Annotated in this window: 17 protein-coding genes; 9 read left to right on the top strand and 8 right to left on the bottom strand. The window is 60.3% G+C overall.

Features of this window, described 5'->3' with window-relative positions:
* Positions 1–245: 245 nt before the first annotated feature.
* The 5 genes from JIN78_RS03100 (at position 246) to JIN78_RS03080 (ending at position 7,943) form a co-directional block, all read left to right on the top strand.
* Entirely contained in the window at positions 246–1,871 is a 1,626-nt protein-coding gene (locus JIN78_RS03100; RefSeq protein WP_200390470.1) for a hypothetical protein, read from the top strand.
* Positions 1,872–2,018: 147 nt separating this feature from the next.
* A complete protein-coding gene (locus tag JIN78_RS03095; RefSeq protein WP_200390469.1) occupies positions 2,019–2,981 on the top strand; it encodes a DNA cytosine methyltransferase in 963 nt (320 codons plus the stop codon).
* Between the two features lie 4 nt (positions 2,982–2,985).
* Complete coding sequence (locus JIN78_RS03090; RefSeq protein ID WP_200390468.1) at positions 2,986–3,564, top strand: HNH endonuclease; 579 nt, start codon at positions 2,986–2,988, stop codon at positions 3,562–3,564.
* Positions 3,565–3,719: 155 nt separating this feature from the next.
* Positions 3,720–4,841 carry a transposase gene (locus JIN78_RS03085; protein ID WP_267907003.1) on the top strand — a complete coding sequence of 374 codons (1,122 nt, stop codon included), beginning with the start codon at positions 3,720–3,722 and terminating at the stop codon, positions 4,839–4,841.
* Between the two features lie 525 nt (positions 4,842–5,366).
* Positions 5,367–7,943 carry a right-handed parallel beta-helix repeat-containing protein gene (locus JIN78_RS03080; RefSeq protein ID WP_200390466.1) on the top strand — a complete coding sequence of 859 codons (2,577 nt, stop codon included), beginning with the start codon at positions 5,367–5,369 and terminating at the stop codon, positions 7,941–7,943.
* 136 nt (positions 7,944–8,079) lie between these two features.
* Here JIN78_RS03080 and rpsI read toward each other — a convergent pair whose 3' ends face one another.
* Positions 8,080–8,475, bottom strand: a complete 396-nt coding sequence (gene rpsI / locus JIN78_RS03075; RefSeq protein WP_200390465.1) for a 30S ribosomal protein S9 — start codon at positions 8,473–8,475, stop codon at positions 8,080–8,082.
* Between the two features lie 35 nt (positions 8,476–8,510).
* Positions 8,511–8,942, bottom strand: a complete 432-nt coding sequence (gene rplM, locus JIN78_RS03070; protein WP_200390464.1) for a 50S ribosomal protein L13 — start codon at positions 8,940–8,942, stop codon at positions 8,511–8,513.
* A gap of 268 nt (positions 8,943–9,210) precedes the next feature.
* Here rplM and pyk point away from each other — a divergent pair, with 268 nt between their 5' ends.
* Positions 9,211–10,623, top strand: coding sequence for a pyruvate kinase (pyk, locus tag JIN78_RS03065; protein WP_234037759.1), 1,413 nt, complete (start codon positions 9,211–9,213; stop codon positions 10,621–10,623).
* A gap of 84 nt (positions 10,624–10,707) precedes the next feature.
* On the opposite strand, the gene JIN78_RS03060 is transcribed toward pyk, so the two are convergent.
* The 4 genes from JIN78_RS03060 to JIN78_RS03045 form a co-directional block, all read right to left on the bottom strand.
* A complete protein-coding gene (locus JIN78_RS03060; protein WP_200390463.1) occupies positions 10,708–12,039 on the bottom strand; it encodes a sugar porter family MFS transporter in 1,332 nt (443 codons plus the stop codon).
* Between the two features lie 84 nt (positions 12,040–12,123).
* A complete protein-coding gene (locus JIN78_RS03055; RefSeq protein ID WP_200390462.1) occupies positions 12,124–12,786 on the bottom strand; it encodes an FAD:protein FMN transferase in 663 nt (220 codons plus the stop codon).
* A gap of 71 nt (positions 12,787–12,857) precedes the next feature.
* A complete protein-coding gene (locus tag JIN78_RS03050; protein ID WP_200390461.1) occupies positions 12,858–14,522 on the bottom strand; it encodes an FMN-binding protein in 1,665 nt (554 codons plus the stop codon).
* Positions 14,523–14,540: 18 nt separating this feature from the next.
* Complete coding sequence (locus JIN78_RS03045) at positions 14,541–16,427, bottom strand: FAD-dependent oxidoreductase (RefSeq protein ID WP_200390460.1); 1,887 nt, start codon at positions 16,425–16,427, stop codon at positions 14,541–14,543.
* Positions 16,428–16,482: 55 nt separating this feature from the next.
* On the opposite strand from JIN78_RS03045, the gene JIN78_RS03040 reads away from it, so the two are divergent.
* Positions 16,483–17,043, top strand: coding sequence for a 3'-5' exonuclease (locus JIN78_RS03040; protein ID WP_200390459.1), 561 nt, complete (start codon positions 16,483–16,485; stop codon positions 17,041–17,043).
* A gap of 117 nt (positions 17,044–17,160) precedes the next feature.
* Here the strand turns inward: JIN78_RS03040 and JIN78_RS03035 are convergent, their stop codons facing one another.
* Positions 17,161–17,424: a Txe/YoeB family addiction module toxin gene (locus tag JIN78_RS03035; RefSeq protein WP_200390458.1), complete on the bottom strand. Its 264-nt coding sequence runs from the start codon at positions 17,422–17,424 to the stop codon at positions 17,161–17,163.
* Positions 17,421–17,663, bottom strand: coding sequence for a type II toxin-antitoxin system Phd/YefM family antitoxin (locus tag JIN78_RS03030; protein WP_200390582.1), 243 nt, complete (start codon positions 17,661–17,663; stop codon positions 17,421–17,423). Before JIN78_RS03030 ends, JIN78_RS03035 begins: the two co-directional genes overlap by 4 nt.
* A gap of 112 nt (positions 17,664–17,775) precedes the next feature.
* Here JIN78_RS03030 and JIN78_RS17180 point away from each other — a divergent pair, with 112 nt between their 5' ends.
* Together JIN78_RS17180 and JIN78_RS17495 are read left to right on the top strand one after the other, a co-directional pair.
* Positions 17,776–20,667, top strand: coding sequence for a PD-(D/E)XK nuclease family protein (locus JIN78_RS17180; protein ID WP_234037758.1), 2,892 nt, complete (start codon positions 17,776–17,778; stop codon positions 20,665–20,667).
* On the top strand, positions 20,660–23,923 hold the full coding sequence (locus JIN78_RS17495) for a UvrD-helicase domain-containing protein (RefSeq protein WP_267907001.1): 3,264 nt from the start codon (positions 20,660–20,662) through the stop codon (positions 23,921–23,923). Before JIN78_RS17180 ends, JIN78_RS17495 begins: the two co-directional genes overlap by 8 nt.
* The last annotated feature ends 132 nt before the right edge of the window (positions 23,924–24,055 follow it).

The raw sequence follows: 24,055 nt of genomic DNA, 5'->3' as shown, positions 1-24,055 counted from the left end.
AGTCCTCCGAAGCTCTTGTCTTTTGAAGCCTTGGTGAAGCCTTGGCGTAGGGGGAATGAGTGGAGAAAGAACCGCAGCCTAAAAAGCAACCTGCTCCATCGAAGCGAGAGTAAAAATGAGGCTTGTCAGTAGAGGAGCTGCCGCTAGTCCGCCGCAATTCTTGTTCGCCAAAACCTTGGGAATACCCCCACACTCATAATCCGCCAAGTCACTGTTTATTCGTAACCAACTAAAATCTAATTCGAATGAATCGACCGTCCCCTCAATCACTTAAAAATTGGCTCGAGTTCAATGACTTCAACTCCTCGAAATTCACCTCAGGAAAGTGGATTCCTTTAAAGATAAACATTACGGATGAACAAGACGACACGAGAATCTATTTCTCTCTCGAGACGTTGATTGTTTTCGATGAGGACCGAGAAAAATACGCGCACCTTTCGTGGCAGGATATCGGATTACATCGGGAAGAAACAACAGCCTATGTTGATGAAGACCGCTTTTACTCTCCTACCGATTACTACGATTACCAACACGGAAAAGTCACTGGAATAATGCCGATTACCGACCTTTGGCATGAAGATGGAGAGCGTGTATGGGACCTTAACCAAGAAATAGTGCTCTCTTTGCGACTTCTCCGCCAAGGCGACACTTGGGTTCGTCCGTCTGAGAACTATCTCGAAGTTGCCCAGCTAGTGCGTAATGACGAATCGGGAAAACCTATTGAAATAAGAATCAAAGCCGATGTCCTTCGCGACTATCTTAAGGCAAGGTCGACTTCGCTTTTCAGCGCGGGTTTCATGTGCCGGGAATTCAAAGGCAATTCTCTGCACGACGTCGATTGGCAAGAAGAACATATCAACATCGACAATGATACTCAGGAGTGGCACGGTTATAAGGGAAAGACTGATGACGATGAAGAATTAAACTTCTTATTCGGTAAACTCTGGTGGAAGGATTGGCTGGAAAAAAGCAGCGTTTCTACTCGCGTTGCTGGGGACAAACACCCCGACCGAATAGCCTTCTTCGTAGACAATCAAAGCGAAGACACGAAAAGCCTCGAAGAAATTAAAAAAGACTTCCAATTTCTTTGCTTCGAACCGTCTCTTGTTACATCGATTCTAAAGGAGCAAAGGGCCTTTATCGAGTGGTGGGCCTTCGATGCTGGCAAACTGGGTATCGGCCATTCGGATTTCACATTTGGAGTCAACGAGCTTGGCAAGGTTGTCATTTTTGCAAAGGACCTCAAAAACCTTCCCCATTGGTTCCTCAAGAAGCTAAAATCTTACAACATCATTCCTGAAGGAGGAATAGGAAAAGCTCTTTATGATTCGTATATCCAAGGATGGTTTTCAGATTCAATAGCACCTGAGAACTTACTACATAAGTCGTTAATCGAGCTAAATTCAGCCTTCATTTCGAGATTCGGATGCCCACTCTTTAATGAAATTCCAGCGGAGCGAGAGTTTCTTAAACATATCCATCGATTCGACTCGGATAACAAAGAAGATTTTTGCCACCTTGCCAAGGAGCTGAACAAGCTAACCAATGAGGCTATAAACGGGGCTAATATCTACAAAAATCTAGGTGAAGAGGGACAAACCAAATTCAAAGGAAAAAAGGCTCAAATCAGAAATATGCTCGCAGCCCTCATCGATGAGCTAGGTGGAGATGGCCGAGAAGAAACTAGAATTCTAGCCGGAATCAACGACCTCAGACAACTCGATGCTCATTCAGGCAGCTCTGGCTACGAAAGAGCACTCAAGATTCTCGGTTTCGAATCTCCTCCTGACGATCTTCAGGGTGCCGCAATCTTAGTGTTTGAGGGGCTCACAAAGGCAGCGGACCAAATAACTCGATTGGTGCTTGCCTGAAAAAAAGCTTAAAAAGGGCAAGAAAACGGGGTCAGTCCGTGAATTGTAAATCTGATCACCTCACCACACCTCCATGCTTTTTTCCGAATTCTTACCAAATTCGATTTCCAGATTGACCGGCAGCCTAGAAACTGATTATTTGAACATATGATTCTCACATCCATAGAAATCTGTGCGGGCGGCGGGGGGCAAGCTCTCGGACTGGAGCAGGCGGGCTTTGAGGCCCAGGCCCTGGTCGAGCTCGACGGCCCTTCTTGCGCCACTCTTCGCCACAACCGCCCCCAATGGAAGGTATTCGAGGGAGATGTGCGCCACTTCGAGGCCACCGCCTACGATGGCGTTGATCTCTTCGCCGGCGGCGTCCCCTGCCCTCCTTTTTCCATCGCGGGCAAACAACTGGGCAAAGATGATGAACGAGACCTTTTCCCCGAAGCGCTTCGCCTCATCAAGCAATGCCATCCGAAAGCTGTCATGCTCGAGAATGTGCGCGGCTTCCTCGCAAGCAATTTCGACGAATACCGCGCCCACCTCAAAGGCAAGCTGTCTCGCATGGGCTATCGCACCGACTGGCAACTGCTCAATGCTTCGGACTTTGGGGTCAGCCAGCTCAGACCCCGCGTCGTCATCGTCGCACTCCGCAAGGACATCGCCCCCCACTTTCAATGGCCCCTCGGACTCAACAAACTCCCCCCCACGGTGGGAGAAGCCCTCTATGACCTCATGGCTCAGGACGGCTGGAAGGGAGCCAACGCTTGGAAGAAGCAGGCCAACGCCATCGCCCCCACTCTGGTGGGAGGCTCCAAAAAGCATGGAGGAGCCGACCTGGGGCCAACTCGTGCCCGCAACGCTTGGGCCAAGCTCGGAGTCAACGGCAAGAGCCTGGGTGACGCCTCGCCGGAAAGAGACTTCGAAGGAATGCCGCGCCTCACGATTCCCATGACCGCTCGAATCCAAGGTTTCCCTGACAACTGGAAATTTATGGGCAAAAAGACAGCTGCCTATCGACAAATCGGCAATGCCTTCCCTCCCCCTGTCGCCAGAGCGGTTGCCGAACAACTCAAGGCTGCCATCGTCACCGCGCAAACCCAGGAGAAAACCAAAGCCGCTTAACGCTATGGCTCAATCAAAAGGACAAGGAGGAGCTCGTGCCAAACTCCGAGCTCACTTCCTCGCCAATGTCGGGATCGTCCTGCACGCCGACGACCTCCGCCAAGTCGCCGGTATTAGCGAATGGGCCAGACGCATCCGCGAGCTTCGCAACGAAGAGGGCTACCAGATCCTCACTCATAACGACCGCAGCACCCTCAAACCCGGCGAATACCTCCTCGAAAGCGCCAAACCCCAACCCGCCTTCGAGCGTAGCATCTCCAAAGAGCTTCGTGCCTTCGTCCTCGACCGCAATGGCTTTACCTGCCAAATGTGCGGTGCCGTCGCCGGAGAACCCCATCCCTACGATCCCAATCGTAAAACCCGCCTCCACCTTGGTCACATCCTTGACAAATCGCAAGGTGGCAAGGACGAAGCCTCCAACCTTCGCGCCCTTTGTTCGGTTTGCAACGAGGGAGCTTCCAATCTCACCCTGGATCGGCCCAGTATCTCCAAGCTGCTGATCCAGGTCCGTCGCGCCAAGAAGGAAGACCAGCTTGCCGTCCTTGATTGGCTGAAATCCAAATACGAAAGGCCCACCCCATGAAACTCTCTTCCATTGAACTCTTCTCCGGTGCAGGCGCGACTAAAAAGCTAAAACAAGCTAAAAAGTGCCAAGCTAAAAAGTGCCTGCCCTAAAAAGTGCCTGTCCCTTTTTAGGAAGTAATTGACACGCCGTCTTCCTTTGCTCACCCTCCCTCCATGCGCCGTCCTCGATTCCTTGCCCCCAGGTCTCACCCAGTCGCCTACTACCACTGCGTTTCCCGCATCGTGAATCGCGACTTTGTTCTCGGAGAAATGGAGAAGGCGAAATTCTCAGAGTTCATGCGCCTTTATGAACGCCTCTACGGCCTGCGCATCGTTTCCTATTGCCTGATGTCGAACCATTTTCACCTCCTGGTCGAAGTCCCGCAACGCCCTGCCGATGAGGCTCTCCCCGACGACGAGGGCTTGATTGCCCATGTCGAGAAATGCTTGGGTGGAAAGGCTGCCACCAATCTCCGCTGGGAACTGGAGCACTATCGAGCTCAGAGCAATAACCAGGCGGCTGAAGAATTGCGCGAGAGCTGGTTTGCCCGCATGTGGGACATCAGCCAGTATATGAAAATCCTCAAACAACGCTTCACCCAATGGTTCAACCGCGTCCACCAGCGCCGGGGCACGCTCTGGGAAGACCGCTTCAAAAGTGTTCTCGTCGAAGGAAAAGGCCCCGCCCTCAAAGCCATGGCCGCCTACATCGACCTCAATCCCGTGCGGGCCGGGATTTGCGAAGACCCCAAGGATTACCGCTGGTGTTCTTACGGCGAAGCAGTCGCAGGCGGCAAAAAAGCCACCCGAGCTCGCCAAGCTCTCATCTGGCTGGACTCTTTCACTATTGGGATGACGGGCGAGGCTCGGGAGCGCAGCTCGATTCAGGGACAAGAGGGCCCCTGCTCCCTTGATGATTCCTTGCGCCGCTGGCGTTGCTATCTTTTTGGCATCCCGGAGAGCGAAGCCCGTCAGAAAGAGGAACTCGCCCATGAGCAGTCAGGGGGCAAAGCCCACCTTTTCCGGGCCCGCATCCCCCGCCAGAAAGCCCTCGAAGTGCTTGAAAACGGAGGCCGCCTCGAAAAAGCCGATTATCTGCGGTGCCGGGTGCGTTACTTCATCGACGGCGGGGCCCTCGGTTCCAAGGCTTTCATCGAAGAAGTGTTCCAAGAAGCCAAATCCCATTTTCACTCCAAGCGAAAGACGGGCGCGCGCTCCCTGCGTGGCATGAAAACCGTTCCCAAGCCCGACCGCCTCTACAATCTGCGCCAACTCGGCAAAGACGCTCTCGGTTAGTCCTTAGCTCTCTCTTTCCGTGCCATCCGGATGCGGAAAAAGCTCTGGAGCAGTGGACGGGTCGAGAGAGGGTCATGAAGCGACTCCCCATTACCCCCCAATGGACTGGGCCGAGGTCAGACCATGACTCTCGCGGCAGATTGGGAGAAAACCCGGGCTGATAGCGACGGCCCATAACGGAGTCAGATGCCCTCAAAACCACCTCCCCTGAACTCGCGGAGACGCTCTCAAATAAGGGAGAAGAACAGCGACAATCCAGCTCTTCAGATAGCCTTCTTCACTTTTGTGACCCATGATTCCAGATAATACCCACTCAAGTTTTCATCTGGTAAAATAAGAGGACCTTTTTGCTGAGAAAATGCGCTGCACGAGCGGCTTCATCCTTTTACGAGTTGAATCCCTTCTTTGGTATGAGGTTCTCATCCGGGTGTCAATATTCCTGACACAAGAAAGGTTCAATACGGGTTTATAAAATTCCACCACTTGGAAAGTGACTTTCCAAGAAATATGTGGGTTACTATACAAATGGCAGCGCAACAACGTCTTCTTCTCTTTTTCTTCCTCGGGCTGCTCAGCCAGCCGCTTTCTGCTCTTACGGCCACGGTCACCACGGCGGAGGACCAATTCGACTTCCCTTCCGGCCCCGAAGTCTCTCTGCGTGAGGCGATACGTGATGTGGGCAGTACCGGGGGAACAGTTTGCTTTTCACCCCATCTCTCGGGAGCAACGATTCAGGTGGAAGACTCGGGATTGTCCTTGGGGAGTAGTGGCGGCCAAATCGTCTTCGACGGCGCCTCGACAAACGGCCTTCCTCCCCGAATCCAAGCGTCCGAAATCTTTGCAGGTTCTTCTCTCTTCAGCGCAAGCAACCGTGAGCTGCGCTTCAACGACCTCATTATTGATGGAAACCAGACTCTCAGCACGGGTATCAACCTCGTGGGAGAGAAGCTCAACCTCATTCGGGTCGAAATCGAGAACTTCACCAGCATCGGAGCCAGTATCCGAGATGGGGAAGCCAACTTCCTGGGCTGTTATTTCCACCACAATGCCGAAGGCTGTCGAATGAACAACTCCGCTGGAGAAATCGACCGTTGCCTCTTCGCCTTCCATTCCACCCGCTCGGCTTACATTGGTCAGCTCGTCGAAAGCCATCTTCTGCGCATCCGGAACTGCACTTTCGCGGAGAATCGCGTTTTTGGCACTCAGGGAACCCTGGCCCTGGAAGGGGAAAACAGCTCATCCGCCATCATCCACTGCTCATTCGTCGACAATCATGGCGCAGGCTACTCCGGGCCTGCTGGCATTCTCTTTCAAGGAAACCTCTTCGCCCGGAACTCTGCGGAAGGCTCCACCGGTCCTCCCACCAGTATTGTCGAAACGGGAATCTGGGGCGCGACATCCGCTGGCTACAATCTCTGTGACGACACTCCGGCCTCTTTCGACCACGAGACCGATCAAACCGGCCCCACCGGGGTCGCCGTTTCCCGCCTTGGCAATTATGGCGGAGAACTCATGTGCTGCTTCCCTTATCAAAATTCCCGCGCCATTGAGGGAGGGATTCCCGACCGGGGGTTTCCGCTCCTGACCACCGACATTCGCGGCTTTCCCCGCAAGGTCGCGGCCAATTCCAATGGCCTGACGAACATCATCGACATCGGTGCGGTGGAAACCAATCCCGACGGCACCATCGAGGTCACCAACGACTTTCCCACCGGTGCCGGGAGCTTCCGGGACGCCGTTCTCGCCGCCACCGACGAGACTAACCACATCGTCCTCAAGACCCCCATCACGGACCGGACCATTTCTCTTCTTTCTACCGTCACCTTCAGCGGCGAGCGCAACTACAACATCGATGGCTCGGGCGGGAACTACCGCCTCATCATGAACGATGCCGATGAGGACATGATCGCGATTGGCGACGGCCTCACAAACGGAACCACCGTCTCCTTCGACAGCATCGAGTTCTCTGGCTACGAGGCGAACAGCGAGATTCCCAACCGCGGCGTGATGGCCGTCGATCCCTTGTGCGGACTCTCCCTGCACCAATGCGATATCACCGATAATACCGCCGCCGTGCACGGAGTGATCGAATGCCAGGGCGACCTTTTCCTCAACGAGACGCTGTTTGAAAACAACAATCAGACTTCCACCGTCGGGGACTTCGGGATTGGTGGGGCCGCGATTCGAGCCAGCTCCAGCCGCATCACCGCTTGGAACTCCTCCTTCATCGGCAATACCGCCACGGTCACCAATATGCGCGGAGGGGCCATTCGAATGGACAGCCTCAGTCGCGCCAGCTTCCGCCGCTGCACCTTTGCGCGCAATGAAGTCCGCCACGGAGGTTCCGCCATTTATGCCGAGGACAGCGCCTTTGGAAGCATCACCCTAGAGCTCGACCAATGCACTTTTGCCCAAAACGAGGCCGTGGATGGCGCCGTCACCTTTGAGGACCGGATGCGGGTCCACGTCTCGGGATGCCTTTTTGCCGAAAATAGGAACGGCTCGGAGCTCATCACCCGTCCCGAGCGGCGTGATTTCCACGCGATGGAGCCCGAGAGCGTCATCCTCACCACCGGCTACCCGAACTGGACCGATGCTCCTGCAGTGTTCCAAGACTTTGCCGGTCCCGACCAACGTGGCCGTATCCTCAAAGTCGCTCCCCCCTACGAGTCTGGTGGAAAAGTCCCCGTCGTCCGCCTGCTCGAGGATTCCGAGCCCGCCATCACCGAGCTCGACCAACAAGCCGGCATCCCCGTGCTGCGTGACGCGCTCAATCGGGTCGCCTTCGAATCTCTCTTCGTCCCCAATTTCGGGAGCCTGACCTACATCCAGCCGGGCGCGGTGCAAGAGCGAGTCCCCTTCGCCGATCTCTTCGAGATCCGCAGCGTGGGAGACCCGGACAACAACCAGATTCCCCTCTCTTTCCGTGGCCGCAGCGGAATCCAATGGCGGGTCGAAACCACCACCGACTTGAGCTTCGGCTTCACCCCCACCGACCTCGTCGTCAGCCCGAATAGCGTCATCACGAACTCGGTCCAGGTCCCCATCCCCACGCCCAATCCGGATCGGTTCTTCATTCGCTTTGCGGAAGAGAGGGATTAGGCGGCCCACAGATTCGGGGCCCGGAGGCGATGAGGAAGGCCCGCCGAGAGAGCTTCCGCAACAGACTCGATCCCGCACGAAAAAAGCCGCTTCCCCGAGAGGAAGCGGCTTTTTGGTAAGGAATGGGAAAGGGTGATTAGCGCTTGGAGAACTGGAAACGCTTGCGGGCACCGGGCTGACCGGATTTCTTCCGCTCCTTGGCACGAGGGTCGCGGCGAAGAAGACCAGCGGCCTTCAATGCGGGGCGAAGCTCGGGATCCACTTGCAGGAGGGAGCGGGCGATGGCCAGCTTGACCGCGCCAGCTTGGCCGTGGAGGCCGCCGCCTTTGGTGGAGATGCGCACGTCGAACTTGTTCATGAGGTTCGCGACCTGGAAGGGCTCGAGCACGTGGCTCTGGAGCGGGAGGGTGGCGAAGTAGTCTTCGAAGCTGCGACCGTTGATCTCGATGACGCCAGAGCCTTCGGTGAGATAGACGCGGGCCACGGCGGTCTTGCGGCGACCGGTGGCGGTGAATTCATTAGCAGTTGCCATGAGTAAAAGTGGTAAAAAAGTTCAGTGGTTCAGGGTTACTTGACCTCGTAGGGCTGGGGATTCTGGGCTTCGTGAGGATGCTCAGGTCCGACACACACCTTCAATTTCTTGATGATTTGGCGGCCCAACTTGTTGTGAGGGATCATGCCCCAGATGGCGCGCTCGAGGAGAAGCTCGGGGCGGCGCTCACGCACTTTGCGGGGAGTTTCCACTTTCTGATTACCGACGTAGCCCGTGTAGCGGGTGTAGATCTTCTGCCACTCCTTGTTGCCGGTGAAGCGGGCTTTCTCAGCGTTGATGATGACCACATGGTCACCAGTATCGACGTGAGGGGTGAAGATGGTTTTGTGCTTGCCACGCAAGAGGCGGGCAGCTTCCACGGCGACATCGCCGAGCACTTTGTCGGTGGCATCGATGAGATGCCACGCGCGCTCGACCTCTTCGGCTTTTGCTGAGTATGTTTTCATAATTGAATGGGAGCAAGGGCTCTTAGACCATTTCCTACCGGAGCCATCACGGCGCAGGCGGGCGCGGAAGCTAGGAAGTCTTCCCTCCCGTGTCAATCTCATTCACAGGAGGAGGCAAAAAAATGAGAGACCGCCCGTTCTCGGGCAGGCTGGCGAACGCGGCAAGGGCTTCAGGATTTGATGTTTTTCCACAAAGAGGGGCAAAAAATCCCCTCTGTCCAAATCCCGACTCGGCACGGACTCTGCATTGGGTTAGACCTCCGCCGAAATGAAGCCCGTAACGATGCGCCGCACGCGCCTGCTTGCCACTCTAGGACCCGCCTCAGACAGCGATGAGATGATCGAAAGCCTCCTCGATGCCGGGGCGGATTGTTTTCGCATCAATATGTCGCACGCCAAGCACGAGGTGGCCCGCGACACCGTGCGCCGCATCCGCCGTCTCGCGGTCGGGCGGGAGTATCCGGTGGGGATCCTTTTCGACCTGACGGGCCCTTCCATCCGCACGGGCACACTGGAGACTCCTTACCAGCTCAAGGACAACGATCGGGTGGAATTCCGGGTGGAGGGCTCGGAGCCCAAGCTGCCGATTTCCACCACCGTGAACTACGGTGGTCTGCTGGAGGATGTCAAAGTGGGCAACACCCTCATCGTGGACAATGGCACGCTGATCATGAAAGTGGAGTCCATCGCCGATGATCGCCTGGTGGCGGTCAATACCACGCCGGGGGAACTGGGCTCACGACGCCACATCAATCTCCCCGGCACGCGGCTGAATCTCCCCGCGCTGACGGACAAGGACCGCAAGGACCTCGATCTGGCGGTCGAATGTCAGGCTGACTTTGTGGCGGGCTCCTTCGTGCGCGATGCGGGCCATGTGCGCGAACTGCGCGCGGCGATGAAAGAACTGGGAGGGCACGCCCAAATCGTCTCCAAGCTGGAGGATCAGGAGGCCATGCGCAATCTGGATGCCATCATTGAGGCCTCGGACGTGATCATGGTGGCTCGCGGCGACCTCGGTATCGAGGTTCACATCGAGGAGCTGCCCATCCTCCAGCGAAAAATCGTCAAACGCTGCCTAGAGAAAGGAAAGCGGGTGATCGTGGCCACGCACATGCTGGAGTCGATGATTTCCAATCCCACCCCCACGCGGGCGGAGGTCACCGACGTGGCCAATGCGGTCTTCGAGGAAGCGGATGTGCTCATGGTCTCGGGCGAAACCTCGATTGGCAAGTATCCTGCGGAGTGCCTGCACATTCTCAACCGGGTGGCCCGCCGCATTGAGCGCTCAGGCGGGCTTGGCTTTGCCAAAAATTCCAGTTTGCAAACTGACAAGCAGAAGACCATTCGCTCGGCGGTGCAACTGGCCGACTCCTTGCCGGGAGCCCTGCTGGTCGTCTTCACCCGCTCGGGAGCCACTGCCCACCACACCTCGCTGATGCGTCCGCGTTCGCCAATTTTCGCCTTCACTCCTGACGAACAAGTGAGGCGTTTCCTGACCCTGTCGCGCGGGGTGCGCTCCTTCTGCATCAATTTCGAGAATCTGCCCCGGCTCACCATTGCCAAGGGCATCGATACCTTGCGGCAAGAACGCGACATCGCTCCTGGCACCCCGCTGGTGGTGGTTTCCGACACCTTGCAGGATGATCGGGCGGTGAACACCATTCTCTTGGAACACGCCTGAATCAAGCCGACCAGCACCTCCGAAAACAAGAAGCACCAGCAAACGCTGGTGCTTTTTTATCGCTCTTTCTACTGAGCCTTCGCGTTAGGAAACCCCAAGTTTTTTCTCGATTTCCTCAAGGGGCACACCCTTCGTTTCCGGCACCATGGTGAGGACCCAGACCAATTGCAGGGCCATCATGAAAGCGAAAAATCCAAAGATGGTCGCCGGAGGAATACTCGCGACGACGTAAGGAAAAACCAAAGTCAGGGCGGCCGCAAAAACCCAGTGGGTGGCACTTCCCAGAGACTGCCCGGCAGCCCGGAATTTATTGGGAAAAATCTCCGAAATCAGCACCCAGATCACCGCGCCCTGCCCGACGGCATGAGCAGCAATAAAGCCAAAGATGCAGACAGGCACGATGCCAAAGGTCTCACTGTGAAAAGCCCAGGAACAGAGGCCCAGAGAAACGATGTAGCCCACCGAGCCAATCAGCAAAAGAGTCTTCCGACCCAAACGGTCGATGAGATAGAGGCCAAGAAAGGTAAAGACGAGATTGGTGATCCCGATACCGATCGACTGCAAAAGAGCAACCTGGTCGCCCATCCCTGTCAGTTCGAAGATGCGGGGGGCAAAGTAGAGAATGGCATTGATGCCAGAAAGCTGGTTGAAGAAAGCCACGAGAAACGCCAACAAAATCGGGAGTTTAAGCCGAGCAAAGGGCAATCCTTTGGCTGCGGTATCCTTTCCCGCGCTTTGCTCGATTTCTGTAACCAAGGCCTCGATAGTCGCGTCATCAGCCTCGGGATTCACCTGAGCCAAAGTCGCTTTCGCTGCCGAACGTTCGCCTTTACGAGTAATCAACCAGCGAGGGCTCTCCGGAATGCGCAAGCACATGCCAGTGTAAATAAGAGCGGGAATGGCTTCCACGCCAAGCATCCAGCGCCAGGCATTTGCGCCCATGCTTTCTCCAATCAGCCAGTTGGAAAGATAAGCAACCAGGATTCCAAAAACGATATTGAACTGGAAGAGTCCGGTGAGACGACCGCGCTTGTCCGGGGGAGCGATCTCCGAGATATACATGGGCCCCGCCACCGTGGAAACACCGACCCCCACCCCGCCCAAGAAGCGGGCGATGATGAAGGAATTGACCTCGGGGGCAAAGGCAGAGCCAAGAGCTGACAGGAGGTAAAAAATGCCGATCCAGAGCAGGGTCTTCTGGCGGCCGAAGCGGTCACTGGGCCAGGCCCCGAGAATCGCGCCCAATACCGTACCCCACAACGCGGCCGAAGTGGCGAACCCATGCGTCCAGCTATCCAGACCCCAGAGACTTTGGATTTTTTTCTCCGCGCCAGAAATCACTACGGTGTCGAAGCCAAAAAGGAAGCCGGCCAGCGCAGAGGTGAGGGCCCAGAGAAACAGTCGGTTTTTATTCATAGTTGCCAAAGATACATTCAAACAGGCTGACGAGTTTCGCCAAGGAAAAGAGAGGGGCAATCAACAGGGAAAACGGAACCCTTTTCACTGATTCCAGAACACCTGCCCCGGGAAGGAGGCCGGGGCCTCGTTCAAGACGAAGAGCGCGGTGGCCCAGGCATCGGCCTCGGCACAGGTGGGGAGGACGACAGAGACCGACCGGGCCGCCCCCCCGACCACCGCGCCATCCCGTCCATCGCGCAGGTGAAAAGGCTGGTGGTAATTCCCGCTCGTGGCGAGGGCTTCATCGCGCAACCAGAGCGTGCGGGCGGCGCGCGACGAGCCGGGATGAGGGCTCTCGATAGTTACGGGCCATCCTTTTTGCCCGACGAGGGAGCCTCGGGCGAGAACCTCGCCCCCGAGCTCAAAGACGAAGTTTTCCAATCCCTCAGCCAGAAGGCCCTCGCCCACCCGATCGACCGCCCAGCCCTTGGCGATTCCGCCCAAGTCACAGCCTCCCGCCCAGGCCACGTCGAAGACTCCGCCAGTGGCCACTTTGATCTTTTCCGCAAGGGCGAGCAGTTCATGCAACTCCGCCGAGGGCTCGACCTCGCCCCGGAGCCAACGGGAAACCTCGCTATCTTCATCCCAATTGGAAAAAGAGCGCTCCCCAGCCTGCAAGCTCTCTCTCACCAGCTCTTCGTAGTCTTTTTGCCCGGATTCGCGCACCACCAGCCGCCAGGTGGTGCCCATGGCCTCCCCGCTCATCACCCGTAATGTCGATTCCCTCTCGGGTTGGCACCCGGGGATCAGAAAGAGCAAAAGCAACAGCCCACGCATCAGCTCCCCCTTCCTGACCACCAGACCACGATCCAAACGAGCCCTGCCAGTCCCCCGGCCCACAGATCCCGTCGCGTCAGGCGACTCCGGCTGGCCGTGAGATTTTCCAGCAAATACCCGGTGGGGCAGCCATACTTGCAATAGGCCTGCGGCACGAGAGGAGCCACCACCAGAGAGGCCAACCACAGCGCGGCGGGGAGAGAAAAGGCGAGCCCGAGGCTCCAGACTTCGAAGGGCTCCACTTCGGAAAAGCCTCCTTGCCAAGCGGTGGTCGCGGCGAGGAGAACAGCCACCAGCAGTAGCCAGCGAACTTGCTTGAGGATGCGGTGGAGGCGGGGTCCCGGCACCCAGCGCCGCCGGGTGGCGCGAAAGAGAAGTCCCTGCAGAGCCCCATGAGCACAAAGGCGAGCGCAGTAGAAGTTTTTCCCCGTGGCGACTGGAACCAACAGGGCGACCCCTGCCAGCAAGACGAGACCGGGGAAATTCGCCCAAGGCAGCCCGTCCCGGCTCCAGCCCACCAGCGACCCCATGCCGAGAAGAGCCCCCAGCCACAGGCCTCCCACCGCGATGGCCGTTCCTTCCAGCGCCCAGCGCACCGCCTTTTTCCCTTTCCACCGGGACCAAGCCAAGAGCCCGGCTGCACTCAGCCAGAGCAGGATCGCCCAATCGCGCCCTTGCCACCAGAGGGGTCGAGCCTCCTCGCGCAACCATTCGCGGAGGAGAGCCTTCACGGTCTCCGCCACCGAGCCCGAGGTCACCGTCGCTCCGCTGACGACCAGCACCCGGTCACCCGCCTCCGGATTCCCCGCAATTTCGCTCCCCCTTTTACCGCGATAAGCCTTGCTCCACTTCAATTCCTCACGGACGTCACCGAGGTAGGGTTCGTTGTCCCGCGAGTCGGCCAGATGCACCTTTTGCACCACTTCCCCGGTGGCATCGAGGATGAGCCAGACATCGTGGGGAGCATTGAAGCCCCGGGGCGATGCCGGACTAGGGCCGCTGCGCAAGAGATACCCCACGGGATTCTTCCCCGCAGCGAGGAGCTGGTAGCAGCCCCGCTTTCCGGGAACCGCCCGCCAGGAATCCGCTTCCGGCACCAGGGCTTGCACATCTTCGTGGCTGGGTTCCTCCGCAAAAAAACCGCTGCTGCTTTCGCCTAAAAAGCGCGCCCGCATGGCCTTGGCGATGGCCTCACTGCTCAAGGTCGCCCCGCTGACCACGAGGGGTTCCTCCGGCAAATCACCTTCCTTGCGGCCCAGCCACTGCTGCCAGAAGGGCTGGTCTTCCCGAATCCGGGCCACGTGGCTCCGGGTATCGGCGCTTTGCAAAATCTCCACGCCCGAGACCCGGCCTGCGAGGTCAAAGAATACCAGCAAGTGGGTCGAACCGTAGTAGCCCGTGATGGCATCGGAGGCGGGGCTCGTTGGGGTCACCCGGGCCAGCACTTCCCCTTCCGGTCCGAGAACATCCGCAACCTGTCCCCGACGCGGACTCAAGGCCACCGCTGCCGGGTAACGCTCCCGGGCCTTGGCGAGAATGGCGGCCTCGTCCCAAACCCGCTCCTTTCGCCGCGCAGAGGCAAAAATGGCCCCGCAAAGCAGAGCCAGAACCAGCAAGCGGTAGACTCCGACGATGATCTTTCGTCCACGACTCGAGCGGGGCATGAGGGCGGCAAAGGGCAATTACTTCAGCCCGTCGGCTTTTTCCAAATCGGCGGCCAAGTCGCTGAGTTTCTCGTAACGGTGGGCTCCCGGTTGGCGCATGAGAAATTTGAGCTCCGGCAGATGATTCTCATACACTCCGCGCGGGAGAGTATCGTGGACCTGGCACAGCGCGGCCGCCTTGCCCACCACCACTCCCATCATCCCGATGGTATTCATCACCCGAATGGTCCCGAGGGCTTCGTGAGTGACACTGATATTGCGCCCTGCGGTGAATAGGTTCGGCACATTGCGGGAGTAGAAGCAGCGATAGGGAATGGGATAGCCCACCTTGCGGTCCACTCCCCGATCATGGACGGCTTTGGAGATGAAGGGGCGTCCTTGCTCGGTTCCACCCTTGTAGGTGTCGTGAGGATAGTGGAGGTCGATGGACCAGGTGGTCAATACACAGCCATCGGGAAACTCCTTGCCTCCCAGAATTTCTTCCTCGGTCAAAATAACATCGCCGAGCACCTGCTGAGTCTCGCGGGTGCCCCCGATATGCGCCAACCACCCCAGGCGGGCCTTGGCGTAGGCGGCCTCGGCCGGATCACGCTCCGCGTAAGCCCCCTTATTTTTCATCGCGCTCCAGGCACTGTAAACGGCCAGCAAATTCCAGTCGCGAATCTTCTCCAAATCATTGATAGGATGCTGGTCAAAGCCGCTTTCCCAGAACCACTGCCCGTGGAAGCGGACGGGGAAAGGAAAGTCCTCCTCCGCAAGATCGAGCATCCAATCCTGGTGGGGAAAGGCCACTTCCTCTTCGCCATTGTGCCACATCCACATGTTGCTCATCCCCATGCGACCGCCCTCCTCCATACGGGTATCCGCCCCGGCCTTGGCCGCGATCCAGCCGTGACCGGTGCAATCGGCAAAGAGCGGAGCACTGAAGCGCCGAACCTCACTGGTGCGGGTATCAAGCCCCAGAACAGCAGCGATTTTTCCCTCCTCCATTTCAACCCCGAAGGCATGTTGATTGAGAAAGAGGGTGATGTTGTCCTCCGCCCTCACGACAGCTTCCTTCTTGGCATCGCCAAACTGCTCGGCCGGAGCCGGGGAGGCCTCCGCCTCGTCGGTGAACTCCTTGATGATGTCGGCAAGCGGGTATTCCGAGGGCGGGAAGGTGCCCTGGGCCCAGACCCGAATCTCCGAGGAACCGTTACCACCCAGGACTTGGCGGCTCTCGATGAGTGCGACCCGGCACCCATTGCGCGCGGCGGAGAGAGCCGCTCCCAGACCTCCATAGCCCCCGCCCACCACGACCAAATCATAGCCGTCCTCCGCGATGGGCTCCTCGGGCAAAGCCAGCAACTCGCGGCGCCATTGGGGCAAAATGGACGAATCCTCCGGCGGGGTATCTCCTTCCTCATTGCTGAGGTAGAGCGCGTCGAAGCGGCCGTTGAATCCGGTCAGATCCGTCACCGTCACCGGGTGCTCCCCCACCGCAAGAGCGATTTCGCCCGCCCGCTCCCAAGCCCAGGCCGGTTCGCCCGCCCCGAGCTCGTGGTCGATTTTCTGGCCCGCGATTTCCAAGGAAAAGCGCCCGGCTCCCTCGGCCTGACCCAGCTGCTCCGACCAATCCAGCGTGCGCACCCAGACTTGGTAATCTCCGCCCTCGGTGACCGCGAAGCTCCCCTTGGCAGGCCCCACCGGCTCTCCCATCCCGTGCGCCAACAGGTAAGGCGAACCCATCAGCTCGATGAACTGGGTATCGAGCTTCCACTCGCCCCGGTCGGAAAGAGACTCTGCTTCCACGAGAATTCTTTCCGCCGACAACAGATTGGCAGTCAGCACCGTTCCGACTAACGCACCCCAGAGAGACTTCCGATCGATCATGGTCATCATTACGGAGAGGATGTCTCTTTCCATCGGCAAAGTGTAACAAAGATTGCCAAAAGCGGGCCCCAGCGCCATCAGTGCCGCGATGACCATTGCCGAGACCACCTTTGCCGCGCTGGACTTCGAGGCTGCGGGTGCGGTGCCCGGCCAGCCCGATGTCCCCATCCAGATCGGCATCGCTACCGGCAAGCCTGGCGAAATGCCCGTCCTCTACGATAGCTTCCTGGCCATTGATCGCCCGGTCACCCCGGGTGCCCAGCGCGTTCACGGCATCAGCAACGAGCAGTTGGAAGAGGCTCCCACCCTCCTCCAGCTCTATCCGACTCTGCAGCAGCACCTTGCCAACCGCCCCCTGGTGGCGCACGCCCATGGCACCGAGAAGCGCTTCCTGGCCGCCCTTCCCGGCCACCCCTTCGGCCCGTGGATCGACACCCTCAAGCTCGGCCGCAAGGTCTATCCCCAGGCCCCCTCCCACAAGCTCGGCCGCCTCTGCGACAGCCTCCTGCTCAGCAAACGCTTGCGCACCCTCGTGCCCGATCGCGATTGGCACGACGCCCTCTTCGATGCCGCAGCCTCTCTCTTGATCCTCTTTCACCTCATCGAAGAACTGAATCTCGCCGACCAACCGCTGGAGGTCCTGCGATAAGGTCCCTGGCTCCACCCTCGATGGAGTGCGAGCAAGAACTCAGATTTGAAAGTCAGAATAGCGGGAAAGCTGACTCCTCATGACGGGCCGTGGGTGTGTGCCGCTTGGGCTCCCGGTCTATTCGTAGTGGGTCCAGAGTCTCAGGACTTTGACCGTGGATTCATCGGCCAAGACTTGGTAGACCAACCGATGCTGAATATTGAGGCGTCGTGAGTAAGCGCCCTTGAGGTCTCCAACCAAGGCTTCAAAGGGTGGTGGATCAGCGAAAGGATCCTTCTCAATCAGCGCTAACAAATTCTTGGCCTTCTCCGCGAGATAAGTGCCTTTGAGCTTCTTCGCGTCTTTCCGGGCCTGCCGGGTATAGACCAGCTTGTAGCTCACAAATCAATCTCCTCGCTGCAATTCTCGATAGGCTCAGACATCCCTTCAACGATGGACTCCCGCATACCGGGAATGCCGAGGAGATAAAGAGTCTCTTGAATGGCGCGCCAATCGCCCTCAGCAACCAGCACCGCGTTGCCGCGCTTGCCGGTGATCTGAATCGGTTCGTGCGAGGTCTGGGCAGAATCGATCAGCCTGTATAAATCTGAGCGAGCCGATGTGGCGGTGACTGTCTTCACCCCCAAAACGTGCGTTATCACGAACGGTTCAACAAGCTGATTTTTTAGTCGAACAATCTAAACTGGCAACGATATCGGTTTTCCTCGCGAACATTTCTGTCATCAATGAAGTATGGCCAGTCCCCAACAAACCGAATTCGATCTTAACCAACCTCCCTCCGTTGAACGGATCTTTCTCGGCTGGCACGAGCCCCTTCTCCCTCTCGCCGTTCGCTATCTCGCGCGTGACTGGCAGGGAGGCGTGCTCGATCTCTCCGACCAAATCGTGGTCGTGCCCACCCGCAATGCTTCCCGCCGCCTGCGCGAGGCCCTCGCCCTCCATGCTGCGGAGCGGGACAGCGGCGTCCTGCCCCCCATCCTGCTCAATCCCGACGACTTGCTCGTGCCGCGCGATCCCGAGTTCCCCCTCGCCAGCCAAGCGGAATCCCTCATCGCCTGGGTGGAGGTTCTGCGCACCATCGAGCCCACCGATTTCCCCGCGCTCTTTCCCAAAGAGATCCCGGCCCAGAGCTTTTCGTGGGCCCTGCACACCGCGCGCCAGTTCCAGCAAGTGCAGTCCTTGCTCGGGGAGGCGGCGCACCATGCCAGCTACGCGGCCAAGGTCCTCGGCGAGCACGATCTGGAGCCCGAGCGCTGGCAGGAGCTGGCCCATCTGGAACAGCTGACCCACCGCCACCTCCTCCAGCAGAACCGCCTTCCCCGGCAACAGGCCCGGCGCCTGGCCCTGGAAAATCCCGCCCTCCCGCCGCAGGGAAAAAGTCTTCTCCTCCTCGGTCTCCCCGATCCCCCTCCCGCGCTGGAGACCCTGTTGGAAAACCTCGCCGCAAAGCTCCCCCTCGCAGTCGCCATTCACGCCCCGGAGGAAAAAGCCGCGCTCTTCACCCGCTGGGGGCTGCCACACGAGGACTGGCTACAAGGCCCGCTCGACCTCCCCGAGGAAGCTCTCCAGCAGGCCCGCCACCCCGCCGAGCAGGCCGGGAAAGCTGCCGCCCTGGTGAGCGAGCACCCCGAGCCCCACCTCGTCGCCGCAGTGGGAGTGCCCGACCCCGAGGTGCTCGCCCCCTTGCAAGAGGAGCTAGCCCAGCGTGGGCTCGCGAGCTTCGATCCTGCGGGCACGCCTCTCTCCCGCCAAGGGATCTGCCACCTCCTCCGGCTCTGGCGCGAGTTCCTCGGCCAGCCCGCCCTGAGCACCTTCCGCGAGCTCCTGCGCGTGCCCGGCGTGGCCGCCGCAGCCGGTTCCTTCGAGGTGCCCGAGGGCAGCACCCCCTTCCCCGCCAGCCAGGTTCTGAGAGCCTTTGACGACTTTCACGAAGCCCATCTCTGCGAGTCGCTGGACGATGCCTGGGCCGTTCTTCCCTATGATCAAAGGAAATTCGGAGCGGTCATCGGACGGGCCTTGAGCTGGGCCCAGTTTCATTTGCGAAATGGCGAAAGACAGCCTCTCGGGGAGAGCCTCCCCTCCCTCCTTGCCGACATCTATGCCCACACCGACTTGCCTGCGGACGAGGGCTTCGCCACCACCGCCCAGCTCTGTCAGGAAGTTCTCCAGGAATTGCAAGAGCTCCCCCTCGCCGGGATCTCCGCGAGCGAGAGCTTCCAGCTCTACCAAACCCTCTTGGAGCAACAGACCATCCCCGATGCCCGGCCGGACCACGCCCTCGACCTGCCCGGCTGGCTGGAACTTCCCTGGGAAGACGCCCCTCATCTCGTCCTCACTGGCTGCAATGAAGGCTCCCTCCCGGAGAGCGTGCAAGGCCACCCCTGGCTCCCCAACCGGGCCCGCATCCTCCTCGGCCTCCGTCACAATGCCCACCGCGAAGCCCGCGACCGCCATCTCCTCACCAGCCTCCTCGCCGCCCGCCAGGCCACCGGCCGCGTCGACCTCCTCTTCGGCCGCACCACCAGCCAGGGCGATCCCCTGCGCCCCTCCCGCCTCCTCCTCGCCACCAGCGCGGAAGACCTCCCCGCCCGCGTCAACCTCCTCTTTCGCGAGAGCGACAATGCCCCCCAGCCGCTCCCCTGGACCCTCGGCTGGCAGCTCACCCCACCCGCCCCCGGCGACCCCCCCGCCACTCTCTCCGTCACCTCCTTCGCCTCCTACCTCGCCTGCCCATTCCGCTACTACCTCAAGCACCAGCTGCGCATGCAAAGGCCCGACCTGGACCGCAGTGAGCTGAATGCCCGCGACTTCGGCACCTTCACCCACCACATTTTGGAGAAATTCGCGGACAGCAGCGCAGCCTCCTCGGAGTCCGCCAAGGAAATCGCGGAATGCTTCGACGACCTGGTCTCCCAACAACTGGTCGAGACCTACGGCGAGCGCCTCTCCGCCCCCCTCATCCTGCAAGCCAACTCCATCCGCCAGCGACTGCGCTGGTGGGCCCACCTGGAGGCCCGCCAACGGGCCGGGGGATGGCGCATCCTCACCACCGAGGCCCCTCTGGCCCCCGCCGACCACCCTTTCCAATTGGAAGGTATGACGCTGAAAGGCTACATCGACCGCATTGAGGAACACCCCGAGGAAGGGCTCCGCATCCTCGACTTCAAGACCAAGAAAAAGCCCACCCCCGTCATCAAGGCCCACCTGCGCAACCTCAAACGCTCCGAAACCCTCAGCGACTTCCCCGCCTGGCAACAGCTCAAGGAAGGCAAGCGCGAGCAGGTCTGGAGCAATCTGCAAATCCCCCTCTACCTCCTCGCCCTGCGCGACCGCTACCCCAAGCGCCCCCGCACGGCGGGCTACGTGCAACTGGGTGCCACCAAGGGAGACGTCCACCTCGACCTCTGGGAAAGCCTCGACCACGAGGTGCTCGATGCCGCCGAAGACTGCGCCCGGGGAGTCGCCCGCGCCATCCGGGAGCAAATCTTCTGGCCCCCGACCCAACGCGTCGAACACGACGACTTCGAGGAGCTCCTCTTTGCCAAACCCACCGAGGCCGTCCAGCCCACCACCCTCTCCGCCACCCGTCCTGTGCACCCGACAGCCAGCCCCGCCCATGACTAACGAAATCATTCTCGCCTCCGCTGGTTCGGGGAAGACCTACCAACTCACCAACCGCTATCTCGCCCTCATGGCCCGCGAGCTTCTGGCCGGGCGCGAGCCCCAGCCCGAGAAGATCCTCGCCCTCACCTTCACCCGCAAAGCCGCCGGCGAGTTCTTTGACGAGATTCTCAAGAAACTGGCCCAAGGAGCCACCTCCGAGGAAAACGCCCGCAAACTGGCCGGCCCCTCCGACCCCGCCAGCAACCCGCTCCACCCCCTCCTCAGCCAGCTCACCCAGGCTCATTACCGCCAATTGCTCGTCATCTTTGTCCGCCGCATGCCCCGGCTCTTCCTCGGCACCCTGGACGCCCTCTTTGCCAACATCGTGCGCAGCTTCCCCGCCGAATTCGGCCTCACGGGTGACTTCGACATCCTCGATGACCACCAGGAGAGCCTGGCCCGCAGCGAAGCCCTCCGCCGCGTCTTCGAGCAAGCCTTCGACGAGCACTCCCACAGCGCCTTTTTCGAAGCCTTCCGCCTCATCACCGCAGGCCAGGAAGAAGCCGCCGTGCAGGGCCTCCTCGACCGCTACATCCAGGGCAAGCACGCCCTCTTTCTCACCGCCGCCAGCCCCCAGCTCTGGGGCAACCCCGATCGCATCTGGCCCCGGGGCTGCCCCTGGCTCGGCCGCCCCGGGGAACCCGCGGCCGAGCTAAGCGCCCTCTTCGCCCACTTCGAGGAACAAGGCCTCCTGGAAAAGCAATGGGAATGGTGGCGGCAATTCGAACGCGAACTCCTCGCCCACACCCCGGGCACCCCCTGGGAGGGACGTCTCAATAGCATCCTTGGCAAGATCCTCGCCCAGTGGGACGAAATCCAAGCCGGGGAAACCGCCTTCGCCATCAATCGCAACAAACAAACCTTCGACGCCACCGCCTGCCGGCACCTCGAAAATCTGACCACCCACCTCGTCGGAGCCGAGATCGAGAGCTGCCTGCGCCGCACCCGCGGCACCTGGGCCCTCCTCCAGGAATACGAAGAGAGCTACGCCCAGCTCATCCGCAGCAAGGGCCAGCTCACCTTCCAAGACATCACCGTCCTCCTCGCCGGCCCCGCCGGCAGCTCCGTCCCCCTGCTCAGCCAACAGGCCGATGCCGAGAGCCGCCTACGCATCGACTACCGGCTCGATGCCAACTACCACCACTGGCTCCTCGACGAATTCCAAGACACCTCCTACCTGCAGTGGGAAGTGATCCAAAACCTCATCGACGAAGTCATGGACGACCCCTCCGGCGAGCGCTCCCTCTTCCAGGTCGGCGACACCAAGCAAGCCATCTACGGCTGGCGCGGCGGCGATACCCGCCTCTTCGACGACATCCGCCGCCGCTACCAGGACCGGGGCCCGCGAGCCCTCACCGCCCGCGACCTCAGCGTCTCCTGGCGCTCGGGCCACGACGTCATCAGCCCCCTCAATACCATCTTCAACGATCGCCGGGCTCTGGAGAAGCTCGGCTTCCCCCGCGCCGCCCTCGACCGCTGGCACTGGTCCCCCCACCAGGTCGCCCCCCCCAATGACCAGCTCCCCGGCCTCACCGCCTACTACTCCCCCCTCCCCACCGGGGACAAACCCGACCCCGAGGACAACCTCGCCCTCATGCTGGCCCTCCTCGAGGAGATCCAGCCCCTCCAGCACGGCCTCTCCTGCGTCATCCTCGTGCAGAGCAATCAAAAAGGCCGCGAAGTCGTCGACTACATCCGCGCCCACTCCCCCTCACGCCTTCCCGTCATCTCGGAGTCCGACGTCGCCATCGGCATCGACAACCCCGTCACCCTCGCCTTCCTCCAGCTCTTCCAGCTCGCCGCCCACCCCGGCGACCGCTTTGCCCGCCAGCACCTTGCCATGACCCCACTGGGCTCCCTCCTAGCAAAGGAAGACCCCACCCTCGAAGGTCTCGGCGACCTCGTCCGCACCCGCCTCCATCGCGACGGCTTCGAGGCCACCCTCCACCACTGGGTCGCCCGCAGCGAGGCCGCCGCCCTCCTCCCCGACGAGTTCTCCCGGCGCCGCCTCCGCGAGCTCGCCCAGGCCGCCCGCCTCTTCGACGAGGCCGGCGACCGCTCCATCGACCGCTTCCTGCACTATGCCCGCGCCTACACCCTCCGCGAAGCCAGCTCCACCAGCGCCGTGCAAGTGATGACCATTCACAAGTCCAAAGGCCTCACCTTCGACATGGCCATCCTCCCCCAGCTCGACGGCAACGCCCTCATCCAAGCCCGCGAAGGCATCGCCGTCCACCGCGACCCCGCCACCCGTGAGGTCGACTGGATCCTCGAGCCCCCGCGCAAGGCCATCAGCGAGACCGACCCCGTGCTCGGCGCCCATCTCGAAGAGCAGGAGGCCGAGAGCGGCTACGAATCCCTCTGCAAGTTCTACGTCGCCCTCACCCGCGCCCGCTACGCCAACTACCTCATCGCCAGCCCCCTGCCCGCCAAGAGCCGCAGCCGCAACTTCGTCCGCCTCCTTGAGGAAACCCTCGTCAACGCCGAGCCAGAGGAAGAAACCCTCGCCGACCTCCGCTACCTCGTCCGCTACCAGAGCGACACCCCACACACCCGCCGCGATTGGTGGAAACACCTCCCGACCAAGGAAAAAAAAGAAGAGCCCGCCCCCCCCGCACCCGCGCCCCGCGCCCTGTCTCCCCGCCTCCGTCCTGCCCGCCGCACCCCCTCGCGCAAAGCCGACTGGCAGCCCGCAGGAGCCCTCTTCGCCACCCGCGACACCACCGCCCGCCAGCTCGGCGAAGACGTCCACGCCCTCTTCCAAGCCCTCTCCTGGCCTGACCAAAACTCCCTCCCCCCAGGCCCCGCCAGCCCCGCCAGCCCCGCAGCCCGCCAACAGGTCGCCCAGGTCCTGCGCGACCCCGCCTGCCTGCGGGCCTTACAAAAGCCCCCCCTCGCCAGCGGAGAAACCGTCACCCTCTGGCGCGAGCAGGACTTCGAGATCCTGCTCGACGGCCGCTGGATCTCCGGCACCATCGACCGCGTCACCATCATCCGCGCCCCCTCCGGCCAAGCCCTCTCCGCCGACATCCTCGACTTCAAGACCGACCAAGTCGCCGACCACGCGGAAGCCCGCCAGCGCAGTCGTCACTACGCCGAGCAAATGGCCCTCTACCGCGCCGCCACCGCCCGTCTCCTCCACCTCCCCCTGGAAAAAGTGACCACCCGCCTCCTCTTCACCCGCCTGCCCCTCCTGCTGGAGGAAAAGGAGCAGTGAGAGCGGGCCACAGGGGCACTGACCCGGCTCAAGGAGCGCCGCCGTCCCGGCGGTGAACAAATCTCCTCCCGGCGGGACACCGGGGCTCCTTGGGGGCCTTCTTGCACCCCGATAGTCCCTTGGTGACAACCA

Source organism: Roseibacillus ishigakijimensis (assembly GCF_016595415.1).
Taxonomy (GTDB): Bacteria; Verrucomicrobiota; Verrucomicrobiia; order Verrucomicrobiales; family Akkermansiaceae; genus Roseibacillus; species Roseibacillus ishigakijimensis.
This window is presented reverse-complemented; position numbering and strand designations above follow the sequence as displayed.